Origin of the sequence: Halalkalicoccus sp. NIPERK01 (genome assembly GCF_030287405.1) — an archaeon.
In the GTDB taxonomy this organism is placed as follows: Archaea; Halobacteriota; Halobacteria; order Halobacteriales; family Halalkalicoccaceae; genus Halalkalicoccus.
The window spans coordinates 563158-588645 of sequence record NZ_JASVVV010000002.1; the positions used below are offsets into that span (position 1 = coordinate 563158).

Genomic DNA, 25488 nt, shown 5'->3' on the forward strand with positions numbered 1-25488 from the left:
CCGCTCCGCGGCCCGACGGGATTCGCGCTCGCTTTGCTCGCGCTCACCGCCGCCGGATCACCGATCCGACGAGGATCGCGATCCGTTGGATCGCTCACCGCCGTCCGTCGCGGTCGTCCGGGCCTTCTGGCGGCGCTGGCGCATGTAGCGCGCCCGGAGGACGTTGCCGTACATCGAGAGGAACAGCCCGATGAAGAGGACGAGAACGCCGATGTTGATGCCGACCGTCCGGAGGAGGCTGCCCTCGCCGAAGACGAGCGTCTCGCTGATCGGGTAGCCGCCGTAGTCCATGCTCGTGATCAGCACGCTGACGATCCCGATGACCGTGAGCACGCCCAGCACGTTCGTCACCCAGCCCCAACTCGGCTTGAGACGGAGGCGCTCGATGCCCGTGGCCGAGTCGGCATCGGCCTCGCCGTGGAACTCGGGGGTGTCGGACTTCGGGAGGAACGCCTTCATCTCGACGGGGTAGAACGCCGGATGGGCGGTGTGTTCGAACGTGTGGAACATCACCCCCATCATCATGATGACGCCCAGCAGGCCGTGGAAGCCGACGAAGGCGATCACGACCGACTGGGAGTTGTAGAAGTCGATCAGCACCGTCTTCTGCCAGATCAGGAGTCCCGAGACCATCAGCAGGATCAACTCGACGGTGAAGATGGCGATGACGCCCTTGCCCACGTACGAGAGCAGCGGGATCTCGTCGGCCGAGTAGCCGGCGAACTGCCGGGCGTTGGGGTGGCGCTCCTCGGCCATGCCGGCGGCGAACTTCAGGTCCTGGACGAACGCGGCGACGTCGCCGGGCGTCGGTAACACATCGGTGAGGCCGGCCGAACCGCCCAGGCGAAGGAGCATGTAGAGCACCCAGAAGGCGGTCAGGAAGATCAGCGCGAAGCCCGCGACCCGGTGGACCGCGAGCACGCCCGTATTGCCGCCCATGAGTTCGACGAGCCACCACAGCTCGTTGTTGAACGCGACGGCGTAGCCCGTGAAAAACAGCATGAACACCGTCAGCGCCAGAAGCGAGTGGAACATCGTCGTCACGCGGGAGAACTTCCCGTGGTCGAGGGTGGTCATTCGGCGTCACCTCCGGCGTTTCCGCTCCCGTCGGTCGCGACGGCCTCGCCGTTCCGGCGGGGGGCGTCGGGCGGGCGCATCCGAGCGGCGAGGCGGCGAAACGTGATCCAGTGGACGAACACCATCACGAGGATGAACACGCCCATGATCACGTCCGCGAAGTGGACGAGCGTGATCAGCCAGTCCAAGGCCGGCATCGTGTTGCCCTGGATCCACCCCGTGCCGACGCCGCCGCCCTCGACGGTCGGGCGCACGCGCTGGAGCGCCTCGAACTGGACCGCCCGGACGCCGATCAGCCAGACCGACCCGGCCGCCAGCGCCAGCGCGAGGACGGCACTGGTCCAGAACGCGGCCCGATCCGAGAGCCCGCGGTTCCCGCTCGCCCCCTCGTCGTGGCCCGACCGGTCGGTCCGCTCGGCCGACGGCTGGGAATCGTCGCTCATCGGTCGAACATCCCCGCGTCGTCGCCGAAGATTATCTCCAGAGCGGTGTCGTTGAAGAACGCCCCGCTGTCGCGTTTCTCCAACTCGTCCGCGATCTCGCCGGAGGAACCCACGAGGATGGCGTCGGTCGCACACTCCTCGGCACACGCGGGCCCCTGCCCGACGTCCTGGCGCTCCTCACAGCCGGTACACTTGTCCATGACCCCGCCCGAGCCGACGACCGCGCTCAGCCCGTCGTTGCTCTCGGGGAACTGCGGCGCGCCGAACGGACAGGCCGACAGGCAGTACTGACAGCCGATACAGAGGTCGTCGACGACCTCGACGAAGCCGTTGTCCTTCTTCTGGAGGGCGTTGGTCGGACAGACCGACACGCAGGGCGCGTTCTCACAGTGGTAACACTGCATCGGGAGGCTCGTCTCGCCGGGGTTCATCCCCTCCTCGATCGCGCTGACCTGTCGGCCGTTGAACCCGCTCTCGCCCTCGACGCCCTCGAGCATCGTCGTGATGTCGATGCGCTGGTCGTCGACCGGAATGTCCCAGGTGCGCTTGCAGGCGACCACGCAGCCCCCACAGTCGATACACGCCTCGACGTCGGGGAAGATCCGCATCCCGTCCCCGATGCTCATGACGCCCTGACTGAGTCGCTCACGCGTCGATTCGTTCGCTGACATTCTAATCGTCCCCCGTCTGTGGATGCATGCTCTGATTTCTGACGTCCCACTGGTACGAGTCGCCGATGCCGGCCTCGTCCTGTGGGTAGTCGATGAACTCCATGTTCAGTTCCTCGATGCGCTGTTCGGTCGCCTTCTCGACCCGGACGAGCCCCGCCTTCGTCTCCTGCATCTGCGTCTCCGCGTCGAACCCGCTCGACGTGATGAAGTTCGCGCTGTCGCCGATCGCGAGCGGTTTCGAGCCGTCGGGATACTTCTCGCTCATGTTCTTTCCGTGGGCGACCCCGCCCCAGTGATAGGGCAGGAAGACCTCGTCCGGGCCCTGCGGGCGGTAGGTGACCTTCGCTTTCACGAGGATCGAGCCCTTGTCGGCGTCCGCGGAGGTGATGATGACGTGGTCCTCGCCGCCGACGAGGTCGAGGTCCTCGGCCATGTCGGGGTGGATCTCCGCGTACATGTGGGGCTGGATATCGGCCGTGTAGGGGTTGTTCCGCGTCTCGGCGCCGCCGCCCTGGTGCTCGACCTGCCGGCCGGTGGTGAGGATGACGTCCATCCCCTCGTCGTAGGCGCGCTGGGTCGCCTCCTGTTGGGTCGCCGCGTTGTTCTGATCCAGCCGGAAGAAGTTGGTCTGTTGGCCGTTGGCGGGCCACTGCTCGGCGAGATCGGGCCGCGGGCTCTGGATCGGCTCGCGGTGTCTCGGGACCGTATCGATGAAGTTCCAGACGACCGCCCGCGCCCGGCCGCGCCCGGTCGGCGGGTCGGGCTGGGGGTTGTCGTACTGCTCGTAGAACTCCAGGTCGTGCTGGTGGCCCCGCTGTTCGTTCAGCGCGACCGCACAGTCGTAGATCGAGACGTCCTCGCGCAGCGCGTACTCCATCGGGATCGTCATCGAGGAGGCGTCGGCCGGGTCCTCCGGGAGCGTCGTCGTGAAGCCCGGATACTGGGGGACGCCGATGACCTCGCCGTCGAACCACTCGGGCTGGTAGGACTCGCGAAGCATGTCGAGTCCCGCCTCGCCCTCCTGGGCGACGGTCTCGGCGAGCGGGTACTCCTTGTCGACGCCCGTCGACTCCCACTCCTCGGGCGTGGGGGCGTCGATCCCCCAGTTCGCGCGGAAGTCGTGGCCGCCCTCGGCGGGGTGGACGTCGTCGCGCCAGATGATCGGCGTCCCCGGATGGCCGTCGCCCCAGCAGGGCCAGGGCAGCCCCCAGAACTCGCCGCTGACCGGGAGCCCCTCGCTGTCGGCGCGCAGCGTCTCGGTGCTGAAGGCGTCGTCGTACTCCTTCTGTCGCTGGAGGCGCTCCGGGTCCTGCTGGTAGCCCACCGTCCGCACCCCGAGGTTGATCTCGCGCAGCGCGTCCTCGTAGGTGCTCTTGCCGTTGTAGAGTTCGGGGCCGCTCCCCCAGTCGAAGTGCTCGCCGAACCCGAATCGGTCGGCCAGTTCCTGCATGATCTGCAGGTCGGGCTTCGAGTCGTGGGCCGGCGGGGAGACGGGTTCGCTCCACTGGACCGATCGATGCGAGTTGGTCACCGAGCGGTGGTGCTCGTACTGGCTCGACGCCGGAAGCAACAGGACGTTGTCAGCCTCGGCGTCCGCGAGTGTCCCCGCGACCGCGGGGAAGACGTCGGCGACCACGAGCAGGTCGAGCGCCTCCATCGCCTTCTTCATCTTGTCCATCTCGGTGATGGAGTTGGCCGAGTGGCCCCAGAAGAACGCCATCTTCAGCGGGTCGGGCTGGTAGAGGTTCGACTCGTGGAGGCGGTCCTCCTGCTGGAGGGCGGCCTCGTACCAGCGGGCGACCGACAGCCCGTCCTGGAGCATCATCGTCCGCGGATCGACCTCGCGTTGGGAGCCGCCGTCCTCGGTGCCGCCCTGATCGCCCCCGCCGTCCTGGCCGGAGCCGCCCTCGGCGGCGGGATCGCCCACCTGGGAGTCGGCCTCGGTCGGGGACTGGGAGTTCGGGCCCGCCCCGGTGTCCTCGGCCTCGTGGGTGTCGTCGGCGGCGGCGCTCTGGTCTGCCTCCGCGGACTCGAGTTCCCCGGCCGAGGGCGGGCCGCCCCCGCCAGCGGAGAGCTGCTGCCAGATGTCCTCGGGCATCAGCGCGAAGCGGTCGTAGAGGTCCCAGAAGTCGGTCGAACCGCTCGTCCACGGGCTTTGGTTCCAGACGTTCGTCCAGTGGACCCACGAGCCGGGTGCCCCCACGGAGTAGTAGCCCGGCAGGATGGTGCTGTCGACGCCCAGGTCGGTCGCGCCCTGGACGTTCGCGTGCCCGCGCATCACCTGCAGGCCGCCGCCACTGCGGGCAGCGCTGCCCGACGCCAGCGAGTGCAGCGCGTACGAGCGGATGTTCTGGGTGCCGTTGTTGTGCTGGGTGCCGCCCATCGCCCACTCGATCTGGATGCGTGGCTTGTTCTCGATGATCAGGTCGCCCAGTTCCTGAAGCTGCTCGACGTCGATCCAGGTGATGTCGGCGACCGTCTCGAGGTCGTACTGATCGAGTTCGGCCTCGGCGTCGGGCCAGCCGTTGACCCGCCCCGAGAGCATCTCCTGATCGAGTTCGCCCTGCTGTCGGAGGTAGTTCATCAGCCCCATCAGCAGCGCCACGTCGGTGCCCGGGCGCATCCGGTAGTAGTTGTCCGCGTGCGAGGAGGTCTTCGTGTATCGCGGATCGATGGAGACGATCGTGCCCCCTCGGGCCTGCCCCTCGAGGATGTGTTGCATCGCGATCGGGTGGGACTCGGCGGGGTTCTGCCCGCAGATGATGAGGAGATCGAAGTTGCGGTAGTCGTTGATCGTGTTGGTCATCGCCCCGTAGCCCCACGTGTTCGCCAGCCCGGTGACGGTCGGGGAGTGACAGATCCGCGCCTGGTGATCGCAGTTGTTCGTCCCCATGAACGCCGCCAGCTTCCGGAAGGCGTAGGCCTCCTCGTTGGCGAAGTGGGCGCTGCCCATCATCATGACGCTCTCGGGGGTGTACTCCTCGACGATCTCGGCGTACTTCTCCTCGATGATGTCGTAGGCGGCGGACCACGAGATCTTCTCCCACCCGCCGTCGACCCGGCGCATCGGGTGTTTCAGGCGTCGATCCGAGTGTTCGGTCTCGAGGATCCCCGCGCCCTTCGAACAGAGCGAGCCGTTGTTGATCGGGTTCTCGTGCCAGGGCTCCATGCCGACGAAGGAGTCGCCGTCCCTCACACCTCTGAACCCACAGCCCACGGCACAGTAGTTACAGATCGTCTTCGACATCTCGGCGTCGGGGCCAGTTCCCGGCTTCTCCTCCTCGTCGTTCTGTGCGAGGGTCTGGCCCGCCGCACCGCCGCCGAGGGCGACCGCGCCCGCGAGGGCGCTGGCTTTCAGAAACGACCGCCGATCGAGATCCAGAGAGACGGGTTCGGCGCTCATCCGCCGACACCACCCCTCGCGGTGCCGTTTACGGCGTGGTATCGCCCCGTAATCGTGATAGATACACGCATGACATAAGCCTACGAGCAAACCAACATTAACGTTGTGCTTGTCAGCGAAAAACCCGGCAAGGGAAGCAGGTTTCGGTCGGACGCAAGACCTTTGCGTTCCCCCCACTACCGACCCGCTAATGAAGACCGGTGCGTTCGTCTGTTCGTGTGCTGGCACCTGTGAGGTCGACCTCGAGGCCGCCCGCGAGGGGGTCGAAGGGGTCGACGTCGCCGCCAGCTCCGAGCTGCTCTGTGGGGACGGGCTGCCGGCGATGGAGCAGGTCATCGAGGAGTACGACCTCGACCAACTGCTCGTGACCTGTCCCGAACCCGGCGTCCAGGAGAAGTTCGGGGGCGTCGCGGAGGAGCACGGCCTGCACCCCGACGCGGTCTCCTTCGTCGACCAGCGCGAGGACGCGGGCTGGGTCCACCCCGAGGCGGAGGCGACCGACAAGACCTGCCGACTGGTCAACGCCCACCGTGCCGGCCTCGAGGAGGAGGCGATCGCCCGCACGAGAACGCGGGAGGCCGGAAAGCGCGTGGCGGTCGTCGGCGACGCGGAGGCCGCCGCCACCCTGAGCGAGGACGCCGAGGTGACGCTGATCGCGAACGGCGAGGAGTTCGCCGGGGTAGACGGCTTGGATGACGTGACCATCGAGCGCGGGCGGGTCACGGGCGTCGCCGGCGAGTTCGGCGAGTTTTCAATCGGGCTCGAGGCCCGCGTAACGGAGGACTGCATCTCGTGTATGAAGTGCGTCCACGAGGGTCCCGATGGGATGATCACGCGCCGCCCGGTCGACATCGACCCCGACGCACCCGATGGGGAGTGGACCGAGGTCTGCCCGACCGACGCCATCGAGATGGACGGCGTCAAAAGGGAGGTAGAGGTCGATCAGGTGATCCACCCCGGCGGCGATCCCAAAGCGAGGGGCGGACGGATCGGCTACTACACCGACGCCGGGCCGGCGACGATGGCCGCCGCAGAGAGCCTTCTCGGAGGCATCACGAAGCCCGACTTCCTCGACTTCGAGATGGACGTCTGTGCCTCCGGCGAGTCGAACCAGGAGGGCTGTCGGGCCTGCTACGACGCCTGCCCCCACGACGCGGTCGCGAAACCCCGGCCCGACGAGGTAGAGATCGATCCGATCGCGTGTCGGAACTGCGGGGCCTGCACCAGCGCCTGTCCGACCGGCGCGGTGAGCCTGCGCGAGCCCTCGAACGAACGCATCGCCCGCGAGGTGGAGGCGCTGCTCTCGACGGGGGCGGATCAGGGCGGCTGGCTCTCGCGGGGCTCGGCGGGGATCGAGAACCCGATAATCGCCTTCGTCTGCGGCGAGCGCGCCGACGACGCCCTCTCGGAGTACGGCAAACGCGCCGCCGCAGGTGAAGAAATCGAGTACCCCCCGATCCTGCCCGTGGGCGTGAACTGCGCGGACACCGTGGGCGAATCGCACGTCGCTCACGCGCTGGCCTGCGGCGCGGCGGGCGTCGCGGTCCTCGGATGCGGATGTGACTGCCGACACTCCGGACCCGACCCCAAGGAGGACCTCGTCGAGCGGCTCAATCGGGCGACGCGGGATCTCGGACTCGGCGAGCGCGTGGGCTTCTTCGCGCCCGAGGCCGGCGACCCCGAGGGGTTCGTCGAGTCGCTCTCGGCGTTCGAGGACTCCCTCGAACCCTCGCCGGTGCCGGAGGGCGACCACCGCGCAGACGGCACCCTGCTCCACAGCGAGCACGAGAACCCCGAGTTCTACAACCACGGCTGGACCCTCGAGAGCGTGCGGGCGATCCTCGCTTACGCCGAACCCGAACGCGAGGTGATTCGTGGACTAGAGGACTTCGGTCGGATGGAGGTCTCGGACGCGTGTACGCTCACCCCCACGTGTTCGAACCTCTGTCCGACCGACGCCATTCGGCGGACCGACACGGGCCTCGAGTTCAACCACGAGAAGTGCGTCAACTGCGGGCTCTGCGAGGAGGGCTGTCCCGAGAGCGCGATCACGATGAGAGATGGGTTAGACCTCTCGTTGTTGCCGGAGAACCGCGCCGAGGAAACCGAGGAAGGCGAAGATCCCGCCTGGACCCGGACGTTCGAGGGCGAGATGCTCGAGTGTGTTCGGTGTGGCGACCCCTTCACGAGCGAGCGCTCGGCGGCGAAGATCGAGGAGGAGGTCGGCGACCTCGTGGCGGGGCTGGCCCCGAGCGCCGAGGGGAGCGTCTTCGAGTACTGTCCGGACTGCCGGGCCTTCCTGCTGTATGACCGGGGGAACTAGCATGAGCGACGAGGAGATCTACGCCGCCCGGCTCGAACTGGTCGACTTCCTGATCGAGGCGCTGTGGGACACTCCGAGCGAGGAGTTCGTCGGAACCCTGCTGTCGGGCGAGATCAGGGTTCCAGAAAGCGTCGGCGAGGATCTGGATGCGGGCTTCGAGAGACTGCGGACCTTCATCGAGGAAAACGAGGGTCGCGACGCGGAGGTGGTCCACCGGGAGTTGAACCGCGAGTACACCCGCGTGTTCGTCGGCCCGCGACCCCCCGTGATGGCCCACGAGAGCTACTACCGCGAGGAGATGGACTTCCTGGGGAAGGGAAAGGCCGAGGTCGAGGCGAGTTACGCCGCGGCGGGCTGGAACCCCCCCGAGGACTACCCCGAGGAGGCGGACTTCCTCGCCGTGGAACTCGCCTTCCTCCGGCACCTGATCGAGCGCCAGCGCCGCGGCGCGGCGGAGGCGTTCGGCTACGAGCGGGTCTTCCTCGAGGAGCACATGGCCCACTGGATCGACGACTGTGCGGGCGATATCGTCGAGTACGCCGACGGCGCGTTCTACGAGGCGGTCGGCCGCCTCCTCTCGGGCGTCGTCGCCTTCGAGTACGAACTCGCGGGCCAGATGGCCTGAAGGCACAACGTTTTTGTCGTGACACACGCTCCCAATCGAGTATGGCGCTCAAGACCGCGCTCGAGCACAACCCCGTGCTCACGATCGGCTTCCTGCTGTTCGGCGGGTGGCTCGCGCTCACGACGCTGAACGTCGCCTCGAGCATGGGGTCCGTGACCGGCGCCGAGTGGATCGGCCACTCGGGACCCGGCGGAGTAGTGGGGCTCGCGGTGCTGTTCGTCCTCGGCGTGCTGCTGGTCTATCTCTACGCCGAACTCGCCGAATCCGACCCCGCACCCGAGAGCTTCCCCCCCGATCGCTGATGGTCGAAGAGAGTCTCGAAACGATCGAGATCGAGCCGAGCGAGCGATTTCTCGAGGCCGCACGCGAGTGGGGCGAGCGCCGAATGCTCGAGGAGGAGGATGCGATCCACACGAAGGCCGAACAGGCGCTCCTGGAGATCGAACACCTCGTCTCCGGCCGAACGGAGGTCGAGTTCGTCGTCGAGGGCGAAACGATTCGGTACGAACCGAGCGAGGACCTCGCGGCGTTTCTGGACGAGCAGGCCGCCGCCGCGGGGATCGATCGGGAAACGGTCCTCGAACTGTACGTGAACCTCTTTTCGCGGGTCTTCCTCGACGGGTAGGGACAGGGTATAAGCCGGTCGAGCGGTACTGTCGAGGTATGAGCCACGAGATCGAGAAGACCGACCTGAAGACCCGACCGGCGATCGAGGAGATCGACGGCCACGCGACGTGGTCGCACACCGGTCCGCACGTCATCAACACCGGCGTCGTCGACGGCGAGGTCTCGTTCGACCTCGATCCCGAGGACCGCAGGGACAAGGACGACTAATCGAGTTCCCAACCGGCCTTCTCCGCGGCGAGTTCGATCGGGACGAACTCCCAACCGGCCTCCTCCGCGATCCATTCCTCGCCCTCGCAGCCGAGCACGACCATCCGCTCGGCGAAGAACATCGACATCTCCGTGATCTCCGCGAGGCGTTCCCCCGGTCCCGTTCCGGTGCCGTTGAAGAAGTCGGCGTCTACGCCGTGGGAGCGCTGGAAGGCGTTGATGACGTGGGCGTCGACCTCGCCGACGATGCCGATCCAGTCGGCGAACGTCGCGCCCGCGAAGACGAGCCCCGGGTCCGCGAGGCGTTTGGCCGCCTCGTAGGTGAGTGCCATCGTCATGTCGTCGGCCCCGCCGCCGTGGGGCCCCGAGGCCTCCTCGGGGACGCCGCCCGTCTCCCGACCTTCGGCCGCCTCGCGCGCCGAGGTGCCGCCCGCCCCGCCCCGCGTCTCGGGGAGCCCGACCGGCTTGTCCCGGTTCTCGTGGGGGACGTGGGGTGTTGTCTCTCCGGGATCGGGCGTCGGTTCCGGGCCGGACCTCGGTTCCGAATCGGTCGCCGTCCCGTCGGTACCGAGCGTCTCGTTCTCCTCCTCGAAATCGCCCTCGCCACGCCAGAACCAGTCGCCGCGGTTCGGGTGGGGTTCGTCCTCCGATTCGGTCTCGATCTCGTCGAGGTCGATGCTGTCGGTCATTGCGTGTCGAGTTCGGCGAGGTCCAGTCGGTCGAGCGTCTCGGCGGTGGGTCGACCCTGCTCGTCCCACCCGCGGGCGGCGTAGTAGCGATCGAGCAGTCTCGAGAACTCCCCGGGGTCGATCGCCTCGTCCGCCGTCGAGGGTCGGGTGAGCGCCTCGGGCACCCGGTCGGCCCCCCTGTCGAACCCCTCGCGGACGTTGAACAGGCGGGTGAGCGTCCAGACGCGCTCGCCGAGGGTCGCGAGGTCAGTGGACGAGAGGTCGTAGCCCAGTTCCGAGAGCCACGCCGCGCCCAGGTCGGCGAACGACTCGCCGACGAAGTCGTCGACGATCAGGCTCCAGAGGGCGGCTCGGCGGTCCTGTTCGGCGATCACCCGCCGGACGCGCTCCTCGTCGGTCCAGGTACTGAAGGGTTCGTCCTCGATGGGGCGGGCCCGTCGGTGACAGCCCCCGCGGTCGCTCGTGGCGTAGGCCAGCGCCATCGAGCGCGCGCCCCGCGGGTCGTAGGCGGGCAGTTCCATCCCCTTGATCGCGGGGACGAACGCCTCGCCGCCGAACTCCTCGGCAGCGCGCTCGACCCCGTCGGCCAGCGCGTTCCCCAACTCCGTCTCCCGGGCCGCGATCTCCTCGAGCAGGTCGCGGGCGGCCTCGTGGTCGCCGAACGCGAGCGCTCGGTCGATCAGCCCCGCCTCGCTCGCGCGGATCGCCCACGCGACGGCGTTGCCCGCCGAGATCACGTCGATCCCCAGCCGATCACAGCGCGCGCCGAGCGCCGCGACGGCGTCGAACTCGTCGATTCCCAGCCCCGCGCCGAGCGTCATCGGGGTCGCTCCCCGCGGGACGCTCTCGCCTTCCTCGGTGCTGACCTCGAACCCGCCCGGGATCGCGCCCTCGTGTTCGCGGCCCGTCGCGGCGGCACGGGCGGCCTCGATGCCGATCCCCGAGACGCCGTCGAACCGGTTTTCCTGCCAGCCCCGCGTCGCGAGCGCGCCCACCGCGTCGGCGAAGTCGACCGATTCGAGCGTCTCGCTCGCGGCCTGCCAGCGGCCGGTGTCGTCGTCGGCGAAGCGCTCCTCGTAGATCCGCCGGAGATCCGAGCGCTCCTCGGGCACCACCCCGCGGGCGACGACGGCCTTCAGCCGCTTCGCGCCCATCACCGCGCCCGCGCCGCCCCGGCCGGCGTGGTGGTCGCCGCCGTCGGCGGCGATCGTCGCGTAGCTCACCCGGTTCTCGCCCGCCGGACCGATACAGGCGACGTGTCCCTCGAACGCCTCTGCGGTCACGGCGGCGTCGTCGCCCCACGTCTCCGTGGGTTCGAGGGTCGCCTCGCCGTCCTCGATCGTCAGGGACATCGGCTCGTCGGCCCGGCCCGTGACGAGGACTGCGAGACAGTCGTCGAGCGCGCCGGCGAGCGCGCCAGCGAACTCGCCGCCGCTGTAGGAGTCGAGAAACGCCCCCGTCAACGGGGACTTGGTGATCGCGGCGTAGCGCGGTTCGCCTGGGGCACGGCCCGTGAGCGGCCCGACCACGAACAGCAGGGCGTTCTCGGGACCCAGCGGGTCGGTCCCCGGATCGAGTTCCTCGTAGAGGTAGCGCGCGCCCAACCCCTTCCCGCCGACGTACCGCCGGAGCCACCGTTCGGGGATCGGTTCCCGTGAGACCGTCTCGGCGGCGAGATCGATCCGGAGCAGGAAGCGGGCGGGCGGGGCCATCTGTGGAGCCCCTACGGGCTGAGACGTGCATAAACCCTGCCATGGGCGACCCCGCCGGGAAAGGGTTATTCCGTCGGCCCCACCAGTAACCGACATGATCGAACGTGAGGATGTGGACGAGCGCGAGCTCGCCGTGCTCCACGAGTGTCAGCTCGCGATCGAGTACCTCTACCGCGCGTACGGGAACCTGCTGACGTTCCACCACGGGGTCGGCCACGCGATGGACCGCTTCGCGGTCGCCGAGCGGGAACTGCGCGCGCTGGGCCACGACGCGCTGGCCGACGAGTTGCGCGACGAGCACCTGCCGGCGGGGGCGGTCGACGAGGTGTGGACCTACGAGCTCGTCGAGGCGTTCCAGAGCGGGATGCTCTCGGCGGTCACCGCCTTCGAGCGCGACGTCCGCGAGGAACTCGCCGAGGGCACGCCCCACCTCCACGAGCGACACCAGCAGGCGAGGTGGCGCGAGCGCTCTCGAAAGGACCGGTAGGAACGCCCGGGGCAGGGACTTTATCGGAGGCTGGGAGGTGTATCGGTATGGACCGCGAAAACTGACTCACCGTGTCCTGCCCACCTGGCAGACGTACTCGAAGACCGTTCGTTCCGTGTCGACAGGCGCCTCGTTTCGCGGGCCGTGGCCGTCGCCCTCGGAGTCGACGATGTGTGACCGCAGCGCCGCGATCGCCTCTTTTTCTCCTCTCCTCCCCTGCGCGTATCGTTCGATCCTCGATTTCCTACAATAGGGGCAGATCCACTTGAACTCCGTCTCGAGTGCTGGTCCACTCTCGGGGCCGGAAGCGCGTCCCTGTGGCGTCATCATACATCACGGATCTCGTTACAGAACGGTGAATCTGACTTCTGGGTATACAACCCGTTTATGTACCCGACGACTCCCCGTTCAGGGCCGAGAGCGTCCGTCCGAGGATGGCCCGGGTTCCGCGTCGGAGTCGGGAGGCGACCGCCTGCTGGGAGATGCCGAGATCCTCGCCGAGGTCCTCCATCGTCACCTGGCGTGGCGACTCGAAGTACCCCCGTTCGTAGGCCAGTTCCAGTGCCTCCTGTTGGGCGTCCGTGAGGGCCGACTCCGTCGCCGTCTCGACGGGCGTGAGTGCGTGGAGTGCCGTCAGCGTGATCGGGATATCCCGCTCCCGACACAGCCGCACGAATGCAGCGATGTCGTCCCGGGTGTCCCCGCGGATATCGAACGTCCACTGCTCGGTGGTTCCGACCGCCCCGACGAGCGGGACGCCGGTCTCGGTGAGCGACGTGAGGATCCCGACGTACTCCGGCTCCCACTCCACGCGGAGGAGGTACTCGTCCTCGACGCTGTCGATCAGGCGGAGATCCTTCACCCCGGGGTGCGCTGAGAACGCTTCCTGGATGTTGTCCGTGGCGACACCCCGGACCCAGAAATAGGGGATCACCACGTCCACGCCGGGGACGATCCGTTCGATCTCGACCTCCACGCCCGGGAGCGCTTCGAACACGGTTCCGAGCGGAAACGCCTCGGATGGGACGGTAACCGTCGCCTCGGTGGCCATACTCGCTCGGTGGTTCGCCCCGCGCTTTAAGTCTATCCTGGATCCGGCCCGCTTGCCGTGAGAATCGATGGGTGCGTGAGGGGACGGGGGATATTTGCTGGTCGATCCGTCGGAACTGCTCGCTACCGGTGACTCGTGAGACACGACCGGCGACGAGAATCCGAGGGTGTGACGAACCGAAAACCGACCCTCAGTCCCAGTCGTCCTCGACGCTCTCCTCGCCATCGCCGCGCGCCCAGAGCGCGAGCGCGATGAGGGCGACCACGAGCACGAACGCGACCTTCATGCCCGGTCCGCGCCCCGAGTCCTCGTCCGCGGCCTCCGCTTCCGTTGCCTCGTCGACCTCGGGTTCCTCCCCGTCTTCCTCGGCGTCCACGTCGTCGCCGACGACGCTCTCGACGAAGGACTCGGCCTCCGCCTCGCCCGCGTCCTCCGCGTCGGCCTCGGTCGCCTCCTCGTCCTCGGAGCGGAGCCGTTTGAGGACGCCCGCGATCGTCGTCACCGCGGTGAGGATCGTGCTGACGGTCTTCAGCGTGTCGCCGAGGCCGTCGTCGGGGGTCTCGGACCCGGTCTGGGGGTCGCTCTCGACGTCGCTGTCCGTCGGTTCGGCGGTCTCGTCTGCGCGTGGCTGGTCGTCGCCGGTGCTGATCAGCGACGGGTGGTCGACGGTGATCTCGATCAGTGCCATACTCCTACCCACAGCGGTCACGTTCTTAAAAGTGCAGGCGGTCCGGCCGAGCCGTAACCCTCACGCCCGCCGGGTGCCTCGACCGGGTATGAGCAACTCGCGGGAGGCCGCCGGAGCCGAACCCGAGGACGAACCCGCGCTCCCGATCAACGAACTGTTCTACTCGCTGCAGGGCGAGGGGCGCTTGGCGGGCACCCCCTCGACGTTCGTGCGCACGAGCGGCTGTAACCTCCGGTGTTGGTTCTGCGACTCGTATCACACCTCGTGGGAACCCTCGGGCGACTGGATGGGGGTCGAGGCGATCGTCGGGAAGGTCGACGAGCGCGGCGCGGACCACGTCGTCCTCACCGGGGGGGAGCCGCTGATCCACGACGCGAGTGAAGTCCTACTGGAACGGCTCGCCGAGCGGGGCTACCACACCACCGTCGAGACCAACGGCACCGTGGTTCCCGACGCGCCCGTGGATCTGGCGAGCGTCAGCCCGAAACTTGAAAGTAGCACGCCCACCCCCGAGCGGGATCCTAAGGGCGACGGCGAGTGGGCCGAACGCCACGAGGATCGACGGATCGACCTCGACACCCTCTCCCGGATCTGCGAGCGCTACGACCACCAGTTGAAGTTCGTCGTCACCGGCCCGGACGATATGGCCGAGATCACGGACCTTCTCACGCGCCTGCGCGAGCGGGTCGCGGTGCGGGACGAGGACGTGCTGTTGATGCCCGAGGGCGCGACCCGCGAGCGGCTGGACGAGACCCGCAACGCGGTCGCCCAGTTGGCGATGGAGTACGGGTTTCGCTACACCCCCCGATTGCACGTCGACCTCTGGAACGACGCGCCGGGGACGTGATCAGTCGTTCGCGCGCCGCTTGGCGAACTCCCACGCCGCCAGAACGGCGTACACGGCGCCGATGAACCGCACGCGGTCGGTGAATCGGTCGTGCCACTCGACCTCGTCCGGTCGCTCGTAGAGAAGCGCGGCGGCGACCTCGCGGTAGAGTTCCGGGAACAGGACGAGGACGGCACCGAACGCCCCCGTGAGGTCCATCATCCGGCCGTACGCCCGCCCGCCGACCAGACTCGCCACGGCCACGAGGAGACCCTCCGCCCGTATCCCCGACCCGATCCCCGACCGCCGCCGGTACTCCGCGGGGTGCTCGACGGCGGCCGCTTCGAAGACGGCGATCGTTTCGTCCGGAAACAGCGCCGTCAGGACGCCGACGAGACCGACGATCGCCCGTATCATGCGTGGTCGCTACGACCGCCGTCGACGTAATCCTATGCGGGATTCGCTTCCGAGGAGTCTATCCATACCCAACACCTCCACCCGTTCATGAGCGAAGCCGTCGTCCTCCTCTCGGGGGGCATGGACAGCGCGACCGCCGCCTACGAGGCGAAGGAGAGAGGCTACGGGATCGCGGCGCTGCACACCTCCTACGGCCAGCGCACCGAGGGAAAGGAGTACGAGTGTGCCCACTGGCTCGCCGACGATCTCAACGCCACTGACTTCCTGCACGTCGAGACCGACCACCTCCGAGCGATCGGCGGGTCGAGCCTGACCGACGACGACCGCGAGATCGGCGACGCCACGGGGAGCGACGAGATCCCCGACACCTACGTCCCGTTCAGGAACGCGAACCTGCTCTCGATGGCGGTCTCCTACGCCGAGGCCCGGGGCGCCGAGGCCGTGTTCATCGGCGCGCACTCGGAGGACTTCGCGGGCTATCCGGACTGTCGGCCCGCCTTCTTCGAGGCGTTCCAGACCGTCGTCGATACGGGAACGAAACCAGGTACAGAGGTCGCGATCGAGGCGCCCTACGTCGAGTGGAGCAAGACCGAGATCGCCGAACGCGGGCTCGAACTCGGGGTGCCCTACGAGCACACCTGGAGCTGTTATCGAACGGAGGAACCGGCCTGCGGGACGTGTGACTCGTGTACCTACCGGCGGGAGGCGTTCGAGCGCGCGGGAAGCGAGGATCCGATTCCCTACGCACAGCGGTCGTAGACGGCCTCGATCCGGTCGTGGAGGCGCTCCCACTCGCCGCCCTCGCGGGCGAACAGCGCGAGCGCCCCGCCCATGCCGACGCCCTCCTTGGCCTCGCCCGCCAGATAGCGCTCCATGGCGACGTGCGTCTCGGAAAACCGGGGATCGGTGACGGTGAGCGAGCACTCGAGCGCCCGCGCGCGCTCGCGGATCGCGGGCGTGTCATGCGCGACGAACGAGGTCGTCGCCAGCGCCAGCGGGGCGTCGATCCCGAGACCGCGAACGCAGGCGGCCGCCGCGAGCAGTTGGGTGCCGCCCGCGAGCGTCACCCGGGCGTCGGTCCCGACCGTCCCGGCGACGAGGCCGACGACGCCCGCGAGGACGGGATCGCCGACCGCCTCGATCGCCGCCAGCGGATCGCTCGTGCCCCCGTCGAGGCCGCTCGCGGCCAGCCCCTCGCGGACGACCCGGCGTTTCAGCGCCACGGGGTTGTCGGGAAGCGACGAGGAGACGCCCCAGTCCTCCCCGAGCGCGCGGAGCACGGCCATCGCGGTGGTCGTCCCCCCGGGGATCGTCTCGCCGATCCAGAGCTCCTCGTCCGGGAGGCGCGATCCGAACTCGCGGGCGCGTTCGAAGACCCGCCGGGCGTTCGGGACGGCGGCCCCCTCGCGGACGTCCCCGCCCGGTCGATCGCCGACCGAGACGGTCGGGGCGGCGGTCGCGGCGGCCATGCCCGCGTCGACGATCAGGGGGTCGAACCCGAGACGCTCGCGGGCCGCCCGGGTGACGATCGCGGGCGTCGGACAGCCGGTCGGGCTCACGGGCGTGATCGACCCCGCCGGACGGCCGTAGACGAGGATCTCGGCGTCTGCGGCCGGCGTCCGGGCCATCAGGTCGGGGCTCGCGCCCGCCGCGCTGATCCCCTCGATCCCCGCGGTGTGGGTCGTCCCGCAGACGACGGCGAGGCGCGTCACCGCCGGACCCTCGATTCGAGGAACGTCCGGACCCGTGTCGCGGTCTCGTCCCACGTCGGGTGGCGCTCGTACCGCCGGCGGGCGGCGAGGCTCATCCCGACCAGCCGGTCGCGGTCGCCCGCGAGCCCCGCGATCGCGCGGGCGATGGCCCGCTCGTCGCCCGGATCGACGAGGTGGCCGGTCGTCCCCTCGGTCACGAGGTCGCTCGCCCCGCCCGAGGCGGCCGCGAGCGCGGGCAGTCCGAACGCCATCCCCTCCAGGTAGACGATGCCGAAGCCCTCGTGGGTCGAGGGCACGGCCATGAGGTGGGCCGCTTCGAGCCGCGCGGCGAGGGCGTCGTCGTCGAGCCAGCCCGCAAAGTCGACGCGGTCGGCGAGCCCCTCGCGGCGAACGCGGTCGCGGACCGCGCTCGCGTACTCGGGGTCGTCCGCCCCGCCGACGACGGTGAGGTGCCAGTCGCCCTCGACGCGCGCGAGGCCGCGGACCAGCGCGTCGAGCCCCTTGCGCGGGACGATGTTGCCGACGAAGACGACCTCGAAGGGGTCACGGCGGGCGCGTTCGACGATCTCGGCCTCGGTCGGAAGCCCCTCGAATCGGTCGGCGCCGGGCCACGCGATGATCCCCGGCGCGTCCGTCAGTCGGGCGACCGCCGCCCGTGTGGCCCGGCTGTTGCAGATGACGGCGTCGACCGTCGAGAGGTACGCCCGCTCGAGTTCGCGCGAGAGGCGGCGCTCGATCCCCGAGACCTCGCTCGCCCGGAGGTGGTGGACGATCGAGACGATCGGGTACTCGCGGTCGAGACGGCGATTGAGTCCCACCAACGAGGGGTGACAGAGTTCGTCCTGCAACAGCACGTCGAACGGGCGGTCGAGGTCGCGGACGAGCCGCCGCGAGAGGTTGTGCGCGAGACTGCACGCCCTGCTCGACTCGGGCAGCGAGATCACCTCGACGCGGTCGCCCCGCGCCCCGAGCCCCTCGACGAGCCGGCGGTCGTAGCGATAGCCCCCCGACCGGGGTTCGAGGTCGCCGTAGACGACCAGCCCGACGTTCATAGGGCCCGCTCGTAGGCCGCCCACGCGATCTCGTCCTCGTGGATCGTCACCCGGAGAGTCTCGACCTCGCTAGCGAGGTCGGCGGCCAGCCGGTCTGCGACGATCCGACAGAAGTGCTCGACGCTCGGGTTCAGCCCCGAGAACTCCTCGAGGTCGTTCAGCAGTTCGTCGTGATACCGGGCCTCGACCGCGTCGAGCGCCGCCGTCAGATCGTCGATGTCGAGCAGGTAGCCGTACTCGTTGAGTTCGGGGCCCGCGCATTCGGCGGCGAGTTCGTAGTGATGCGAGTGGACCTCGCCCTCGGGGCCGGGATCAGGCACGGTAAGGAAGTGCTGGGCGACGAAGTCGGTCGAGACGGTGACGGTGTACATGGGCCGGGGTTCGGACCCCGCGAGTAAATAGTTCGGCTCCATCGAGATCCGGATCCGAAGACGGGGCCTACGAGCGGGAAGCCGGGACGCCCGGTCGCCGCCGAGCGGTTCGATCAGTTGTACAGCAGGCGGTGGAGCTTCGTGCGCTCCTGGGCGCGCAGTCGGGGGAGCGACGCGACGATCGAGTCGTCCTCGCCGCGCAGCGGGCACGTTGAGACCAGATCCGCGTTCCGGAGGTCCGTCAGCGCGTCGTAGGCAACGGCCTCGTCCAGCGAGAGGCGCTCGGTGAGGTCGCTGAAGCGGACGTTGTTCTGTCGGCTGAGCGTCTCGAGGATCGCGAGGCGGTCCTCGACGCTCGCCGTTCGGGGGGTCTCGTAGGTGCTCATGGTGTGGTACAGTAGCGCATGGGACTTAGTCGTTTCGGTGATTAACTACGATCCGAATAAGAGTTGTACGGGGTCGGATCGCACGCAGCCGGGGCTGTCGGGGGTCGGTCGATCGGTCGTCCGCGAGGGCGCGGTCATACGGACTGTTGTCGTCTCTGACCGGTGATCGCCCGTGCGGGTCAGCGATCACCGGTGACCAGTTACAACAGGCCTCATCAGTCGTCGGCGGCGGCCGTCCGCTCGACGCGGGTGCCGTTGTGGCGACACTCCTCGAGGGCGTGTTTCGCGGCCATGCCGGCGTCGTGGGCGCTCGCGCCGCGACCCACCCCGACCTGGAGGTCGACGCCGACCTCGCCGGAGACGTGGGTGATGGCCTCCTCGTAGGAGGGTTCGGGAAGACCGGGACAGGTCGCGATGACGTTGTCGCCGCCGACGAAAAAGGACAGCGAGTCGTGTTCGGCGTACATGTGGCGCATGAGCGCGGCGTAGCCCTGCTCGATGGCGATGAACGTCTCGAAGGCGTCGACCCGATCGGTGTAGGTGCCCGTGACGTCGATCACGTCGAAGTGGGCGATCTGGACGTCCTCGTCGGTGCGTTCGTCCGCGGCGAGGGGGTCCCCGCCGAGGATCCCCGTTCGCGTGTGGTCCTGCGCGCTTCCGGCGGTCTGGAGCACCGCGGTCGCGTCGGCGAGCGCTTCTCGGGGGCTGGCCCCGTTGCCGATCCCCATGCTGACCGAGACGGGGTAGCGGTTGGCGATCGACTCCTGGATCAGTCTATGGTCCGCCCGGTCGAGGCCGTTGGTGACGGCGATCATGTTGTCGAAGCGGGTGAAGAAGACGTACCCGCCCTCGCGCCCGATCTGCTGACAGAGGTCGGCGTACAGCCGCGACTGGAGCGTCTGGAGATCGACCTCCCGGCGTGGCTCCGGGGTGACGGTCCACGGCCCGTAGTTGTCGATCTGGACCAGCGTGATCTGTGTCCTCGTCACGATGACGGTCGTTGGGCCCGGGACCTTATTGCGTTTCGGAAACGTCCCACCGGGAGCGAACGCGCCGTGCCAGCCCGCGAACGCGCTGAACGAGCGGTTCGAGCACCGGGTTCGCGCCGACACAGAGGTACGCCGGCAGCGGTTCGTAGGTCGCGCCCCGCTCCAGGGCGAGCGCCGTCGCGGCCGCCCGGTGGTTGCCGTCGGCGACGTGCCACGGCACCGCCCCCCGCCGGGTCGAGAGCACCAGTGGGTCGGCGGCGGGGGGGTCGCGCGCGAGACGCTCGATCAGGGGGACGTCGACGCCCGTCTCGCGGGCCAGTTCTCGGGGATCGTCCCGATCGATCCGCCGGGCGCAGCCCCGGATCGTGCCGTCGGGCGAGAGCGCCCCCCAGCGCAACTCCGCGGGCCCCTCGACGACGTGCAGACGGTCGAAGCGCGCCCGCGAGAGGAGCAACCGATAGCAGGCGAGGGGGGCGTCGCGCCAGAGAAAGGCCGCCGCGCCGGGGTTCTCGGCCAGGAGCGCGTCGAACGCCTCGCGCTCGGAGAGGGACCCCGCGCACCCGCCGCGCTCGCGGGCGAGCCACGCCCGGATCACCTCCTCGCGGGGGACGCGCGTCAGCGTCTCGGTGCCGGGAGCCATCTCAGTGGAACTTGAGTTCGACCCGCCGGCCGTCGGGGTCGCGGACGTAGGCCGCCCAGTCGCGGCCGTAGGCACCGAGGCGCTCGCGGGGTTCGCCCTCCTCGACGTCGACGCCCGCCTCGCGCAGGTCGTCGAGGTAGCCCTCGATCGCCCCCCGGGAGTCCGTATCGTCCGAGCGAAGCAGGAGGCAGACGTGTTCGCCGCCCACGTCGATGGCCTCGTCGGTCGGCACGAGATGCAGGTGGCGACCCCCGGCGACGACCGCGACGAACGGGAGTTCGTCGTTCTCGAACTTCTCGCGGTCCCGGATCGGGAGGCCGAGCAGGTCGTGGTAGAACGCGAGCGCCGCCTCGACGTCGCCGACGCGGATCGCGACGTGGTCGACGTCCGAAACCTCGATCATGGGTGACGTGGGGGCCGGATCGGCAAAAACCCGGGGGAGCGCTTATGGACCTGTCGCCCGTGGCGACGATCATGCCCGGACGTACGGCGAGGGAGTGGGTATGAGATGGTGGCCCGCGAGCGAGAGCGCCTCCGCGAACACGAACGGGCGTTCCGACGGCTCACCGAGAACGCCACGGAGGTGTTCTGGATCGCCGATCCCGATCGGGAGGGCGCGGTCTACGTCAACCCGGCGTTCGAGGAGGTCTGGGGGCGTCCATGCGAACGGTTCTACGAGGACCACGGGGTCCTGATCGAGTCGATCCACCCCGAGGACAGAACGCGGGTGAAGCGGGCGATCGATCGGAAGTACGAGAGCGGCGAGTTCGACGAGACCTACCGGATCCAGCGTCCCGACGGCGAGGTCCGCTGGATCCACGACCGGGGGTTTCCCGTCCGCGATTCGGCGGGGGACCTCGTCAACGTCGCCGGGATCGCCACCGACATCACGGAGCGAAAGCGGATCGGATCCGAGCTTCGCCGCCAGCGCGACCGCATCGAGCGGGTCGTCGAGACGACCCCGGTGATGTTGCTGGTCATGGACGCGGATCGGACGATCACGTTCGCGAACGAGCGGGCGACGGCGATGGCCGGCGTGGAGGACATCGCCGGGACGCCCTTCGAGGAGTTCCCGTGGGAACTGCTGCGCAGCGACGACTCGTCCGGGGGGAGCCCGGACGACCGGCCCTGGCCCGACGACTGGGCGGCGGTACCGCCGGATCGACGGCCGTTCGCCCTCGTCAGGGAGCTCGGCGAACCGGTCTACGACCTGCAGTATCCGGCGTGGATCGGCGGGGAGTTCCGGTGGCTCAGCATCAACGGCGCGCCGCTTTTCGACGGCGCCGAGTTCGACGGCGCGGTGTTCGCCATCGAGGACGTCACCGAGCGGAAGCGCCGCGAGCGGGCGCTGTCGGCGCTCCACGAGACCTCGCGGGAGATGATGCGCGCGGAGTCTCCCGCGGAGATCTACGAGGTCGCCGTCTCGACGGTGGACGACTCCCTCCCGTTCTCGCGGGTCGCGTGCTACCGCCTCGATCCGGGCGGGTACGCGCTCGAACCGGTGGCCCACAGCCCCGAGGCCGCGGGGTTCGTCGAGGAGCACGACCGGGTCGAGGACGGGGGGCCGATCTGGGAGGCGTTCGTCGGCGGGGGCGTCGAGCGCGACGGGGAGTGTACGGCGATCGCGCTCGGCTCACACGGCGTGCTCGTCCTCGTCGGGAGGAGCGAGGGGGCGCTCTCGCTCGTGCGCGTCCTCTGTGACAACGCGGAGGCGGCCCTCGACCGGACCGACCGCGAGGGCGTCCTGCGCGCCCAGAGCGAGGCGCTCCGGCGGACCAACGCCGAACTCGAACGGCTCAACGACGTCAACGACCTCGTGCGCGACCTGACGGCGGCGCTCGTCCGGGCGACCTCGCGCGAGGAGATCGCCGCCACGGTCTGTGAGCGCCTCGCGGCGGCCGAGCGCTACCGGTTCGCGTGGATCGGCGACGAGACGGGGACCCCGACCGCGTGCGCCGGCATCACCGAGTCGGCGCTCGCGGCGATCGAACGCCCGGAATCGGGCTACGAACCGCCGGCGGCGCGCGCACTGGAGGACGGCGAACCCGCCATCGACGGGGACCTGCTCGACGCCGCCCACCCCGACCAGCGCGCCGACGCCCTCTCGAAAGACTACCGGTCGGTGGCGGCGGTCCCCCTCTCCTACCGCGATCGGACCTACGGCGTGTTGAGCGTCTACGCCGACCGGGACGACGCCTTCCGCGAGGACGAACGCGAGGTGTTCGCGGAACTCGGCGGGACGGTCGGCTACGCGATCGACGCCGTCGAGACGCGAACGGCGCTGGCGAGCGACGGCGTCACCGAACTCCGGTTCTCGATCGCGGATCGGGAGGCGCTGCCCGCCAGGCTGGCGGCCGGCGCTCGCCTCGAACACCGGGGGCTCGTCCCGCGGCCGGACGGTTCGATCCGCTGGTTCGTCGCGGTCGACGCCCCGGTCGAGCGGGTCCGCGAGACGGTGGCCGAAACCGAGCGCGTCGAGGGCTTCCAGGAGATCGTCACCGATGGAACGACGCTGATCGAGTGCGTCGTCCACCCGCCGTGTCTGCTCTCGCCGTTCGTCGAGCACGGGGCGACGATCGCCGATCTGACGGCGAGCGGCGGCGAGGTGACCCTCACCGCCGCGGTCGCCGAGACCGACGTGCGGGCGCTCTCGGAGGCGCTCGAATCGCGATACGACGCCGAACTGGTCCGGCGGTGCGACCGCGAGCGACCGCCACGAACCCGCGAGGAGCGGTGCGTGGAGGCCACGGAGGGGCTGACCGACCGCCAGCGGGAGATCCTCGAGATCGCCCACCTCAGCGGCTACTTCGAGACGCCCCGGCGGATCACGGGCGCGGAACTCGCCGAACGCCTCGGGGTCAACCGCTCGACGTTCCACCGCACGCTCCGGGCGGCCGAACAGGCGACGTTCGACGCGCTGCTCGAGTGAGTGCAACCAGTTGCATCGCGGCTCGGCCGTCCCGCAACGGGTTGCAGCCTACCCTTTCGTGGCTAGCCGTAGTCGGGTTCGAGTGGCGTGTCCGTTGCGACACGCACGTCAGAGGCACCAGAGTAGCGAAAGCGGCGTACCTCCCGTCCGCGGTACGCCGGATCGGGACCCACCCGACCGCGAGCGGCGGGCGATCCAACGGCGCGACGAGGCGTCTCGGACAGCCAGCTCCCCCGTCGCGTCGATCCCACCCCATCGATCCGATAGCTCCCGACGGTTCGGCGGGCGGTTCGTGCTCGGATCCGGCCCGCCACTGACGGGTATCACGGGGGCGAAACGCGGCTCTCCCTCCGACTAGCGTGAAGGGATTCGGAGCCGTCGGAGCGTTCTCGCTCGCGACGCTCATCGAGAGGGGCGGGACCGCGTCCATCTCCGTCCTCGGCGAGGTGTTCGCGGCGCGGCGTACGCCGCGCCCGTGTCACGGCAGATCGCTGGTAGGGTCCGGTTCGAAGGGCCAGTGGTTTCATCCGACCCGTTCGCGTAGGGAGGGCGTGATCGAGCGGCGGCGGCTCCAGGGGGCGCTCGGGATCGCGCTGTTCGGGGCGATCCTCGCAGCGGCGGCCCTCCTCGGGCCGGAGCGGGCGGTCGCCGTCCTCCTCGCGCTCGGGGAGTCGCCGTGGCTCGTCCCCCTCCTGTTCTGTCTGTACCTCCTGCGTCCCTTCGTCGGCTGGCCGCACAGCCCGTTTCCGGTCGCCGCGGGCTTTTACTTCGGGTTCGTCGGGGGAGCCGTCGTCGCGTTCGTCGGCCTCGCGCTGACCAGCCTGCCCCCGTTCGCGGTCGGCCGGTACCTGCGCCGCGATTCGGGCGCGTTCGGACGGCTCGGCGAGGTCGGCGAGCGCGTCGCCGAGGCGACCGGCCAGACGCGGGCGGTCGCGAGCGCGCGGCTGTTGCCCCTGCCCGCCGACGCCGTCTCCTACGGCGCGGGCGTCTCCGACGTCCGACCGGGGGCGTTCGCGCTCGGGACGCTCCTCGGGGACCTGCCGTGGCTGCTCGGACTGGTGTTCGTCGGCACCCAACTCGAGACGCTCACGACCGAGGGGCTCGACGCCTTGCCGGCCGGGGCCGTCCTCGTCCTCGCGGTGGTCGGCCTCCTCCTCGTCGGAACGCCGCTCTACGAGCACCTTCGCGGGTGATCACTCCGCCGGAGGGGTGGCGAGCCGGCGGACCGCGTCCGTCGGCGGGGCGTCGAAGCGCTCGGGGTGGAGGACGCCCGCGAGCGCTTCGAGCGAGTCGACCAGCCGGTGGCTCGGGCGGTTCAGGTGCGCCGAGCCGTCGAGGACGAACACCCGCCCCTCGCGGACGGCGGTCAGGTTAGACCAGCCCGCGCGGTTTACGAGGTCCCCGACGGTCTCGGTGGTCTGTTCGATCCTGAACCCGCAGGGCGCGACCACGAGCGCCTCGGGGTCGTATTCGAGTACCCGCTCGAACTCGACGGGCGTCGATGCCTCGCCGGCCTCGACCAGCCCGTACTCCCCGCCGGCGTACTCGACCAGTTCGGGCACCCAGTGGCCGCCGACCATCACGGGATCCATCCAGTCGATATCGAGGACGCGGGGACGCCTCCCGTGGGGAACGCGCTCGCGGACCCGCTCGACACGCGCCCGGCACTCGGCCACCAGGTCTCCAGCGCGCTCCTCCCGACCGAGCGCCCGGCTGATCCGTTCGACATCGGAGAACACGTCCTCCAGACCGTGGGGATCGGTCGTCAGCACGTCGCAGTCGAGGCCCAGTTGCTCGATCGCCTCCCGGACGAGGACCGTGTCGACCGCACAGACCTCACAGATCCCCTGGGTGACGATCAGGTCGGGATCGGCGCGTTCGAGTTCCTCTAGCCCGATCTCGTAGACGCCGCCCGCCCGCTCGGCTTCGAGTACCTGCTCGTCGATGGTCGCGCTGTCGGCGCTCGCGTCGACGCTCGACCGGGTGATCGTCGGGAGGTCGCGGACCCCGGGCGGGTGGTCGCAGCTGTGCGATACCCCGACGGGAGTGACGCCGAGCGCGGAGACGATCTCCGTGGCCGAGGGCAGCAGCGTGACGACGTTCATGCCCCCCGTAGGGGACGGGGCGCCATAGCTTCCGGGACCGATGGGGACTTCGGGGAGG

At 69.4% G+C, this 25488-nt stretch carries 28 protein-coding genes; 10 read left to right on the plus strand and 18 right to left on the minus strand.

Going from position 1 to position 25488, the window contains the following annotated elements; all coding sequences use genetic code 11:
* Positions 1 to 57: 57 nt before the first annotated feature.
* Genes QRT08_RS09050 through QRT08_RS09065 form a run of 4 tightly spaced genes read right to left on the minus strand, consistent with a single transcriptional unit; the run spans position 58 to position 5594 of the window.
* Positions 58 to 1077 carry a cytochrome b/b6 domain-containing protein gene (locus QRT08_RS09050; protein WP_286045609.1) on the minus strand — a complete coding sequence of 340 codons (1020 nt, stop codon included), beginning with the start codon at positions 1075 to 1077 and terminating at the stop codon, positions 58 to 60.
* Complete coding sequence (locus QRT08_RS09055; protein ID WP_286045610.1) at positions 1074 to 1520, minus strand: hypothetical protein; 447 nt, start codon at positions 1518 to 1520, stop codon at positions 1074 to 1076. Before QRT08_RS09055 ends, QRT08_RS09050 begins: the two co-directional genes overlap by 4 nt.
* Complete coding sequence (locus tag QRT08_RS09060) at positions 1517 to 2191, minus strand: 4Fe-4S dicluster domain-containing protein (RefSeq protein ID WP_286045611.1); 675 nt, start codon at positions 2189 to 2191, stop codon at positions 1517 to 1519. The genes QRT08_RS09055 and QRT08_RS09060 overlap by 4 nt, the downstream gene beginning before the upstream one ends.
* A gap of 1 nt (position 2192) precedes the next feature.
* On the minus strand, positions 2193 to 5594 hold the full coding sequence (locus tag QRT08_RS09065) for a formate dehydrogenase subunit alpha (protein WP_286045612.1): 3402 nt from the start codon (positions 5592 to 5594) through the stop codon (positions 2193 to 2195).
* A gap of 190 nt (positions 5595 to 5784) precedes the next feature.
* Here QRT08_RS09065 and QRT08_RS09070 point away from each other — a divergent pair, with 190 nt between their 5' ends.
* From QRT08_RS09070 to QRT08_RS09090, 5 genes are read left to right on the plus strand one after another with little or no spacing between them, the layout of a single operon-like run.
* On the plus strand, positions 5785 to 7917 hold the full coding sequence (locus QRT08_RS09070) for a 4Fe-4S dicluster domain-containing protein (RefSeq protein ID WP_286045613.1): 2133 nt from the start codon (positions 5785 to 5787) through the stop codon (positions 7915 to 7917).
* 1 nt (position 7918) lies between these two features.
* Positions 7919 to 8542, plus strand: coding sequence for a TorD/DmsD family molecular chaperone (locus QRT08_RS09075; protein WP_286045614.1), 624 nt, complete (start codon positions 7919 to 7921; stop codon positions 8540 to 8542).
* A 41-nt stretch (positions 8543 to 8583) separates the two neighbouring features.
* On the plus strand, positions 8584 to 8844 hold the full coding sequence (locus tag QRT08_RS09080; protein ID WP_286045615.1) for a hypothetical protein: 261 nt from the start codon (positions 8584 to 8586) through the stop codon (positions 8842 to 8844).
* The gene (locus QRT08_RS09085; RefSeq protein ID WP_286045616.1) at positions 8844 to 9167 is read left to right on the plus strand and encodes a hypothetical protein; all 324 of its coding nucleotides are present in this window, start codon (positions 8844 to 8846) and stop codon (positions 9165 to 9167) included. Before QRT08_RS09080 ends, QRT08_RS09085 begins: the two co-directional genes overlap by 1 nt.
* 38 nt (positions 9168 to 9205) lie before the next feature.
* Entirely contained in the window at positions 9206 to 9376 is a 171-nt protein-coding gene (locus tag QRT08_RS09090) for a hypothetical protein (protein ID WP_286045617.1), read from the plus strand.
* On the opposite strand, the gene QRT08_RS09095 is transcribed toward QRT08_RS09090, so the two are convergent.
* Both QRT08_RS09095 and QRT08_RS09100 read right to left on the minus strand, forming a co-directional pair.
* Positions 9373 to 10065: a DUF7124 domain-containing protein gene (locus QRT08_RS09095; RefSeq protein ID WP_286045618.1), complete on the minus strand. Its 693-nt coding sequence runs from the start codon at positions 10063 to 10065 to the stop codon at positions 9373 to 9375. The genes QRT08_RS09090 and QRT08_RS09095 overlap by 4 nt on opposite strands.
* Positions 10062 to 11777, minus strand: a complete 1716-nt coding sequence (locus QRT08_RS09100) for an aldehyde ferredoxin oxidoreductase family protein (protein WP_286045619.1) — start codon at positions 11775 to 11777, stop codon at positions 10062 to 10064. Before QRT08_RS09100 ends, QRT08_RS09095 begins: the two co-directional genes overlap by 4 nt.
* A gap of 94 nt (positions 11778 to 11871) precedes the next feature.
* On the opposite strand from QRT08_RS09100, the gene QRT08_RS09105 reads away from it, so the two are divergent.
* Positions 11872 to 12264 (plus strand): hypothetical protein, encoded by a 393-nt coding sequence (locus tag QRT08_RS09105; RefSeq protein WP_286045620.1) that lies wholly within the window; start codon positions 11872 to 11874, stop codon positions 12262 to 12264.
* Positions 12265 to 12330: 66 nt separating this feature from the next.
* Here the strand turns inward: QRT08_RS09105 and QRT08_RS09110 are convergent, their stop codons facing one another.
* The 3 genes from QRT08_RS09110 to QRT08_RS09120 form a co-directional block, all read right to left on the minus strand.
* Positions 12331 to 12594 (minus strand): hypothetical protein, encoded by a 264-nt coding sequence (locus tag QRT08_RS09110; RefSeq protein WP_286045621.1) that lies wholly within the window; start codon positions 12592 to 12594, stop codon positions 12331 to 12333.
* 55 nt (positions 12595 to 12649) lie between these two features.
* The gene (locus QRT08_RS09115; RefSeq protein ID WP_286045622.1) at positions 12650 to 13315 is read right to left on the minus strand and encodes a helix-turn-helix domain-containing protein; all 666 of its coding nucleotides are present in this window, start codon (positions 13313 to 13315) and stop codon (positions 12650 to 12652) included.
* 190 nt (positions 13316 to 13505) lie between these two features.
* Positions 13506 to 14003 carry a hypothetical protein gene (locus QRT08_RS09120; RefSeq protein ID WP_286045623.1) on the minus strand — a complete coding sequence of 166 codons (498 nt, stop codon included), beginning with the start codon at positions 14001 to 14003 and terminating at the stop codon, positions 13506 to 13508.
* Positions 14004 to 14091: 88 nt separating this feature from the next.
* Between QRT08_RS09120 and QRT08_RS09125 the strand changes: the two genes are divergently transcribed.
* A complete protein-coding gene (locus QRT08_RS09125; RefSeq protein ID WP_286045624.1) occupies positions 14092 to 14850 on the plus strand; it encodes a 7-carboxy-7-deazaguanine synthase QueE in 759 nt (252 codons plus the stop codon).
* On the opposite strand, the gene QRT08_RS09130 is transcribed toward QRT08_RS09125, so the two are convergent.
* On the minus strand, positions 14851 to 15246 hold the full coding sequence (locus QRT08_RS09130; RefSeq protein WP_286045625.1) for a hypothetical protein: 396 nt from the start codon (positions 15244 to 15246) through the stop codon (positions 14851 to 14853).
* Between the two features lie 87 nt (positions 15247 to 15333).
* Here QRT08_RS09130 and queC point away from each other — a divergent pair, with 87 nt between their 5' ends.
* Positions 15334 to 16005: a 7-cyano-7-deazaguanine synthase QueC gene (gene queC / locus QRT08_RS09135; RefSeq protein ID WP_286045626.1), complete on the plus strand. Its 672-nt coding sequence runs from the start codon at positions 15334 to 15336 to the stop codon at positions 16003 to 16005.
* Here queC and QRT08_RS09140 read toward each other — a convergent pair.
* From QRT08_RS09140 to QRT08_RS09170, 7 genes are all read right to left on the minus strand, one after another.
* Positions 15987 to 16958 (minus strand): nicotinate-nucleotide--dimethylbenzimidazole phosphoribosyltransferase, encoded by a 972-nt coding sequence (locus QRT08_RS09140; protein ID WP_286045627.1) that lies wholly within the window; start codon positions 16956 to 16958, stop codon positions 15987 to 15989. The two genes, queC and QRT08_RS09140, sit on opposite strands and share 19 nt — an antisense overlap.
* Entirely contained in the window at positions 16955 to 18010 is a 1056-nt protein-coding gene (locus QRT08_RS09145; RefSeq protein ID WP_286045628.1) for a glycosyltransferase family 4 protein, read from the minus strand. The genes QRT08_RS09140 and QRT08_RS09145 overlap by 4 nt, the downstream gene beginning before the upstream one ends.
* A complete protein-coding gene (locus QRT08_RS09150) occupies positions 18007 to 18381 on the minus strand; it encodes a 6-pyruvoyl trahydropterin synthase family protein (RefSeq protein ID WP_286045629.1) in 375 nt (124 codons plus the stop codon). Before QRT08_RS09150 ends, QRT08_RS09145 begins: the two co-directional genes overlap by 4 nt.
* A gap of 113 nt (positions 18382 to 18494) precedes the next feature.
* A complete protein-coding gene (locus QRT08_RS09155; protein WP_286045630.1) occupies positions 18495 to 18767 on the minus strand; it encodes a hypothetical protein in 273 nt (90 codons plus the stop codon).
* A gap of 215 nt (positions 18768 to 18982) precedes the next feature.
* The gene (locus QRT08_RS09160; protein WP_286045631.1) at positions 18983 to 19756 is read right to left on the minus strand and encodes a GTP cyclohydrolase III; all 774 of its coding nucleotides are present in this window, start codon (positions 19754 to 19756) and stop codon (positions 18983 to 18985) included.
* Between the two features lie 25 nt (positions 19757 to 19781).
* Entirely contained in the window at positions 19782 to 20396 is a 615-nt protein-coding gene (locus QRT08_RS09165) for a hypothetical protein (RefSeq protein ID WP_286045632.1), read from the minus strand.
* A 1-nt stretch (position 20397) separates the two neighbouring features.
* Complete coding sequence (locus tag QRT08_RS09170) at positions 20398 to 20799, minus strand: VOC family protein (protein ID WP_286045633.1); 402 nt, start codon at positions 20797 to 20799, stop codon at positions 20398 to 20400.
* 105 nt (positions 20800 to 20904) lie between these two features.
* On the opposite strand from QRT08_RS09170, the gene QRT08_RS09175 reads away from it, so the two are divergent.
* Both QRT08_RS09175 and QRT08_RS18800 read left to right on the plus strand, forming a co-directional pair.
* A complete protein-coding gene (locus QRT08_RS09175; RefSeq protein WP_286045634.1) occupies positions 20905 to 23325 on the plus strand; it encodes a bacterio-opsin activator domain-containing protein in 2421 nt (806 codons plus the stop codon).
* 359 nt (positions 23326 to 23684) lie between these two features.
* Positions 23685 to 24518 carry a TVP38/TMEM64 family protein gene (locus tag QRT08_RS18800; RefSeq protein WP_286045635.1) on the plus strand — a complete coding sequence of 278 codons (834 nt, stop codon included), beginning with the start codon at positions 23685 to 23687 and terminating at the stop codon, positions 24516 to 24518.
* Here the strand turns inward: QRT08_RS18800 and QRT08_RS09185 are convergent, their stop codons facing one another.
* A complete protein-coding gene (locus QRT08_RS09185; RefSeq protein ID WP_286045636.1) occupies positions 24519 to 25430 on the minus strand; it encodes an ABC transporter substrate-binding protein in 912 nt (303 codons plus the stop codon).
* Positions 25431 to 25488: the final 58 nt, after the last annotated feature.

Bases quoted from the DNA above. Each gene is read 5' to 3' on its own strand.
- QRT08_RS09050 (WP_286045609.1), bottom strand. From the start codon at position 1,077: ATGACCACCCTCGACCACGGGAAGTTCTCCCGCGTGACGACGATGTTC.
- QRT08_RS09055 (WP_286045610.1), bottom strand. From the start codon at position 1,520: ATGAGCGACGATTCCCAGCCGTCGGCCGAGCGGACCGACCGGTCGGGC.
- QRT08_RS09060 (WP_286045611.1), bottom strand. From the start codon at position 2,191: ATGTCAGCGAACGAATCGACGCGTGAGCGACTCAGTCAGGGCGTCATG.
- QRT08_RS09065 (WP_286045612.1), bottom strand. From the start codon at position 5,594: ATGAGCGCCGAACCCGTCTCTCTGGATCTCGATCGGCGGTCGTTTCTG.
- QRT08_RS09070 (WP_286045613.1), top strand. From the start codon at position 5,785: ATGAAGACCGGTGCGTTCGTCTGTTCGTGTGCTGGCACCTGTGAGGTC.
- QRT08_RS09075 (WP_286045614.1), top strand. From the start codon at position 7,919: ATGAGCGACGAGGAGATCTACGCCGCCCGGCTCGAACTGGTCGACTTC.
- QRT08_RS09080 (WP_286045615.1), top strand. From the start codon at position 8,584: ATGGCGCTCAAGACCGCGCTCGAGCACAACCCCGTGCTCACGATCGGC.
- QRT08_RS09085 (WP_286045616.1), top strand. From the start codon at position 8,844: ATGGTCGAAGAGAGTCTCGAAACGATCGAGATCGAGCCGAGCGAGCGA.
- QRT08_RS09090 (WP_286045617.1), top strand. From the start codon at position 9,206: ATGAGCCACGAGATCGAGAAGACCGACCTGAAGACCCGACCGGCGATC.
- QRT08_RS09095 (WP_286045618.1), bottom strand. From the start codon at position 10,065: ATGACCGACAGCATCGACCTCGACGAGATCGAGACCGAATCGGAGGAC.
- QRT08_RS09100 (WP_286045619.1), bottom strand. From the start codon at position 11,777: ATGGCCCCGCCCGCCCGCTTCCTGCTCCGGATCGATCTCGCCGCCGAG.
- QRT08_RS09105 (WP_286045620.1), top strand. From the start codon at position 11,872: ATGATCGAACGTGAGGATGTGGACGAGCGCGAGCTCGCCGTGCTCCAC.
- QRT08_RS09110 (WP_286045621.1), bottom strand. From the start codon at position 12,594: ATGATGACGCCACAGGGACGCGCTTCCGGCCCCGAGAGTGGACCAGCA.
- QRT08_RS09115 (WP_286045622.1), bottom strand. From the start codon at position 13,315: ATGGCCACCGAGGCGACGGTTACCGTCCCATCCGAGGCGTTTCCGCTC.
- QRT08_RS09120 (WP_286045623.1), bottom strand. From the start codon at position 14,003: ATGGCACTGATCGAGATCACCGTCGACCACCCGTCGCTGATCAGCACC.
- QRT08_RS09125 (WP_286045624.1), top strand. From the start codon at position 14,092: ATGAGCAACTCGCGGGAGGCCGCCGGAGCCGAACCCGAGGACGAACCC.
- QRT08_RS09130 (WP_286045625.1), bottom strand. From the start codon at position 15,246: ATGATACGGGCGATCGTCGGTCTCGTCGGCGTCCTGACGGCGCTGTTT.
- queC (WP_286045626.1), top strand. From the start codon at position 15,334: ATGAGCGAAGCCGTCGTCCTCCTCTCGGGGGGCATGGACAGCGCGACC.
- QRT08_RS09145 (WP_286045628.1), bottom strand. From the start codon at position 18,010: ATGAACGTCGGGCTGGTCGTCTACGGCGACCTCGAACCCCGGTCGGGG.
- QRT08_RS09150 (WP_286045629.1), bottom strand. From the start codon at position 18,381: ATGTACACCGTCACCGTCTCGACCGACTTCGTCGCCCAGCACTTCCTT.
- QRT08_RS09155 (WP_286045630.1), bottom strand. From the start codon at position 18,767: ATGAGCACCTACGAGACCCCCCGAACGGCGAGCGTCGAGGACCGCCTC.
- QRT08_RS09165 (WP_286045632.1), bottom strand. From the start codon at position 20,396: ATGGCTCCCGGCACCGAGACGCTGACGCGCGTCCCCCGCGAGGAGGTG.
- QRT08_RS09170 (WP_286045633.1), bottom strand. From the start codon at position 20,799: ATGATCGAGGTTTCGGACGTCGACCACGTCGCGATCCGCGTCGGCGAC.
- QRT08_RS09175 (WP_286045634.1), top strand. From the start codon at position 20,905: ATGGTGGCCCGCGAGCGAGAGCGCCTCCGCGAACACGAACGGGCGTTC.
- QRT08_RS09185 (WP_286045636.1), bottom strand. From the start codon at position 25,430: ATGAACGTCGTCACGCTGCTGCCCTCGGCCACGGAGATCGTCTCCGCG.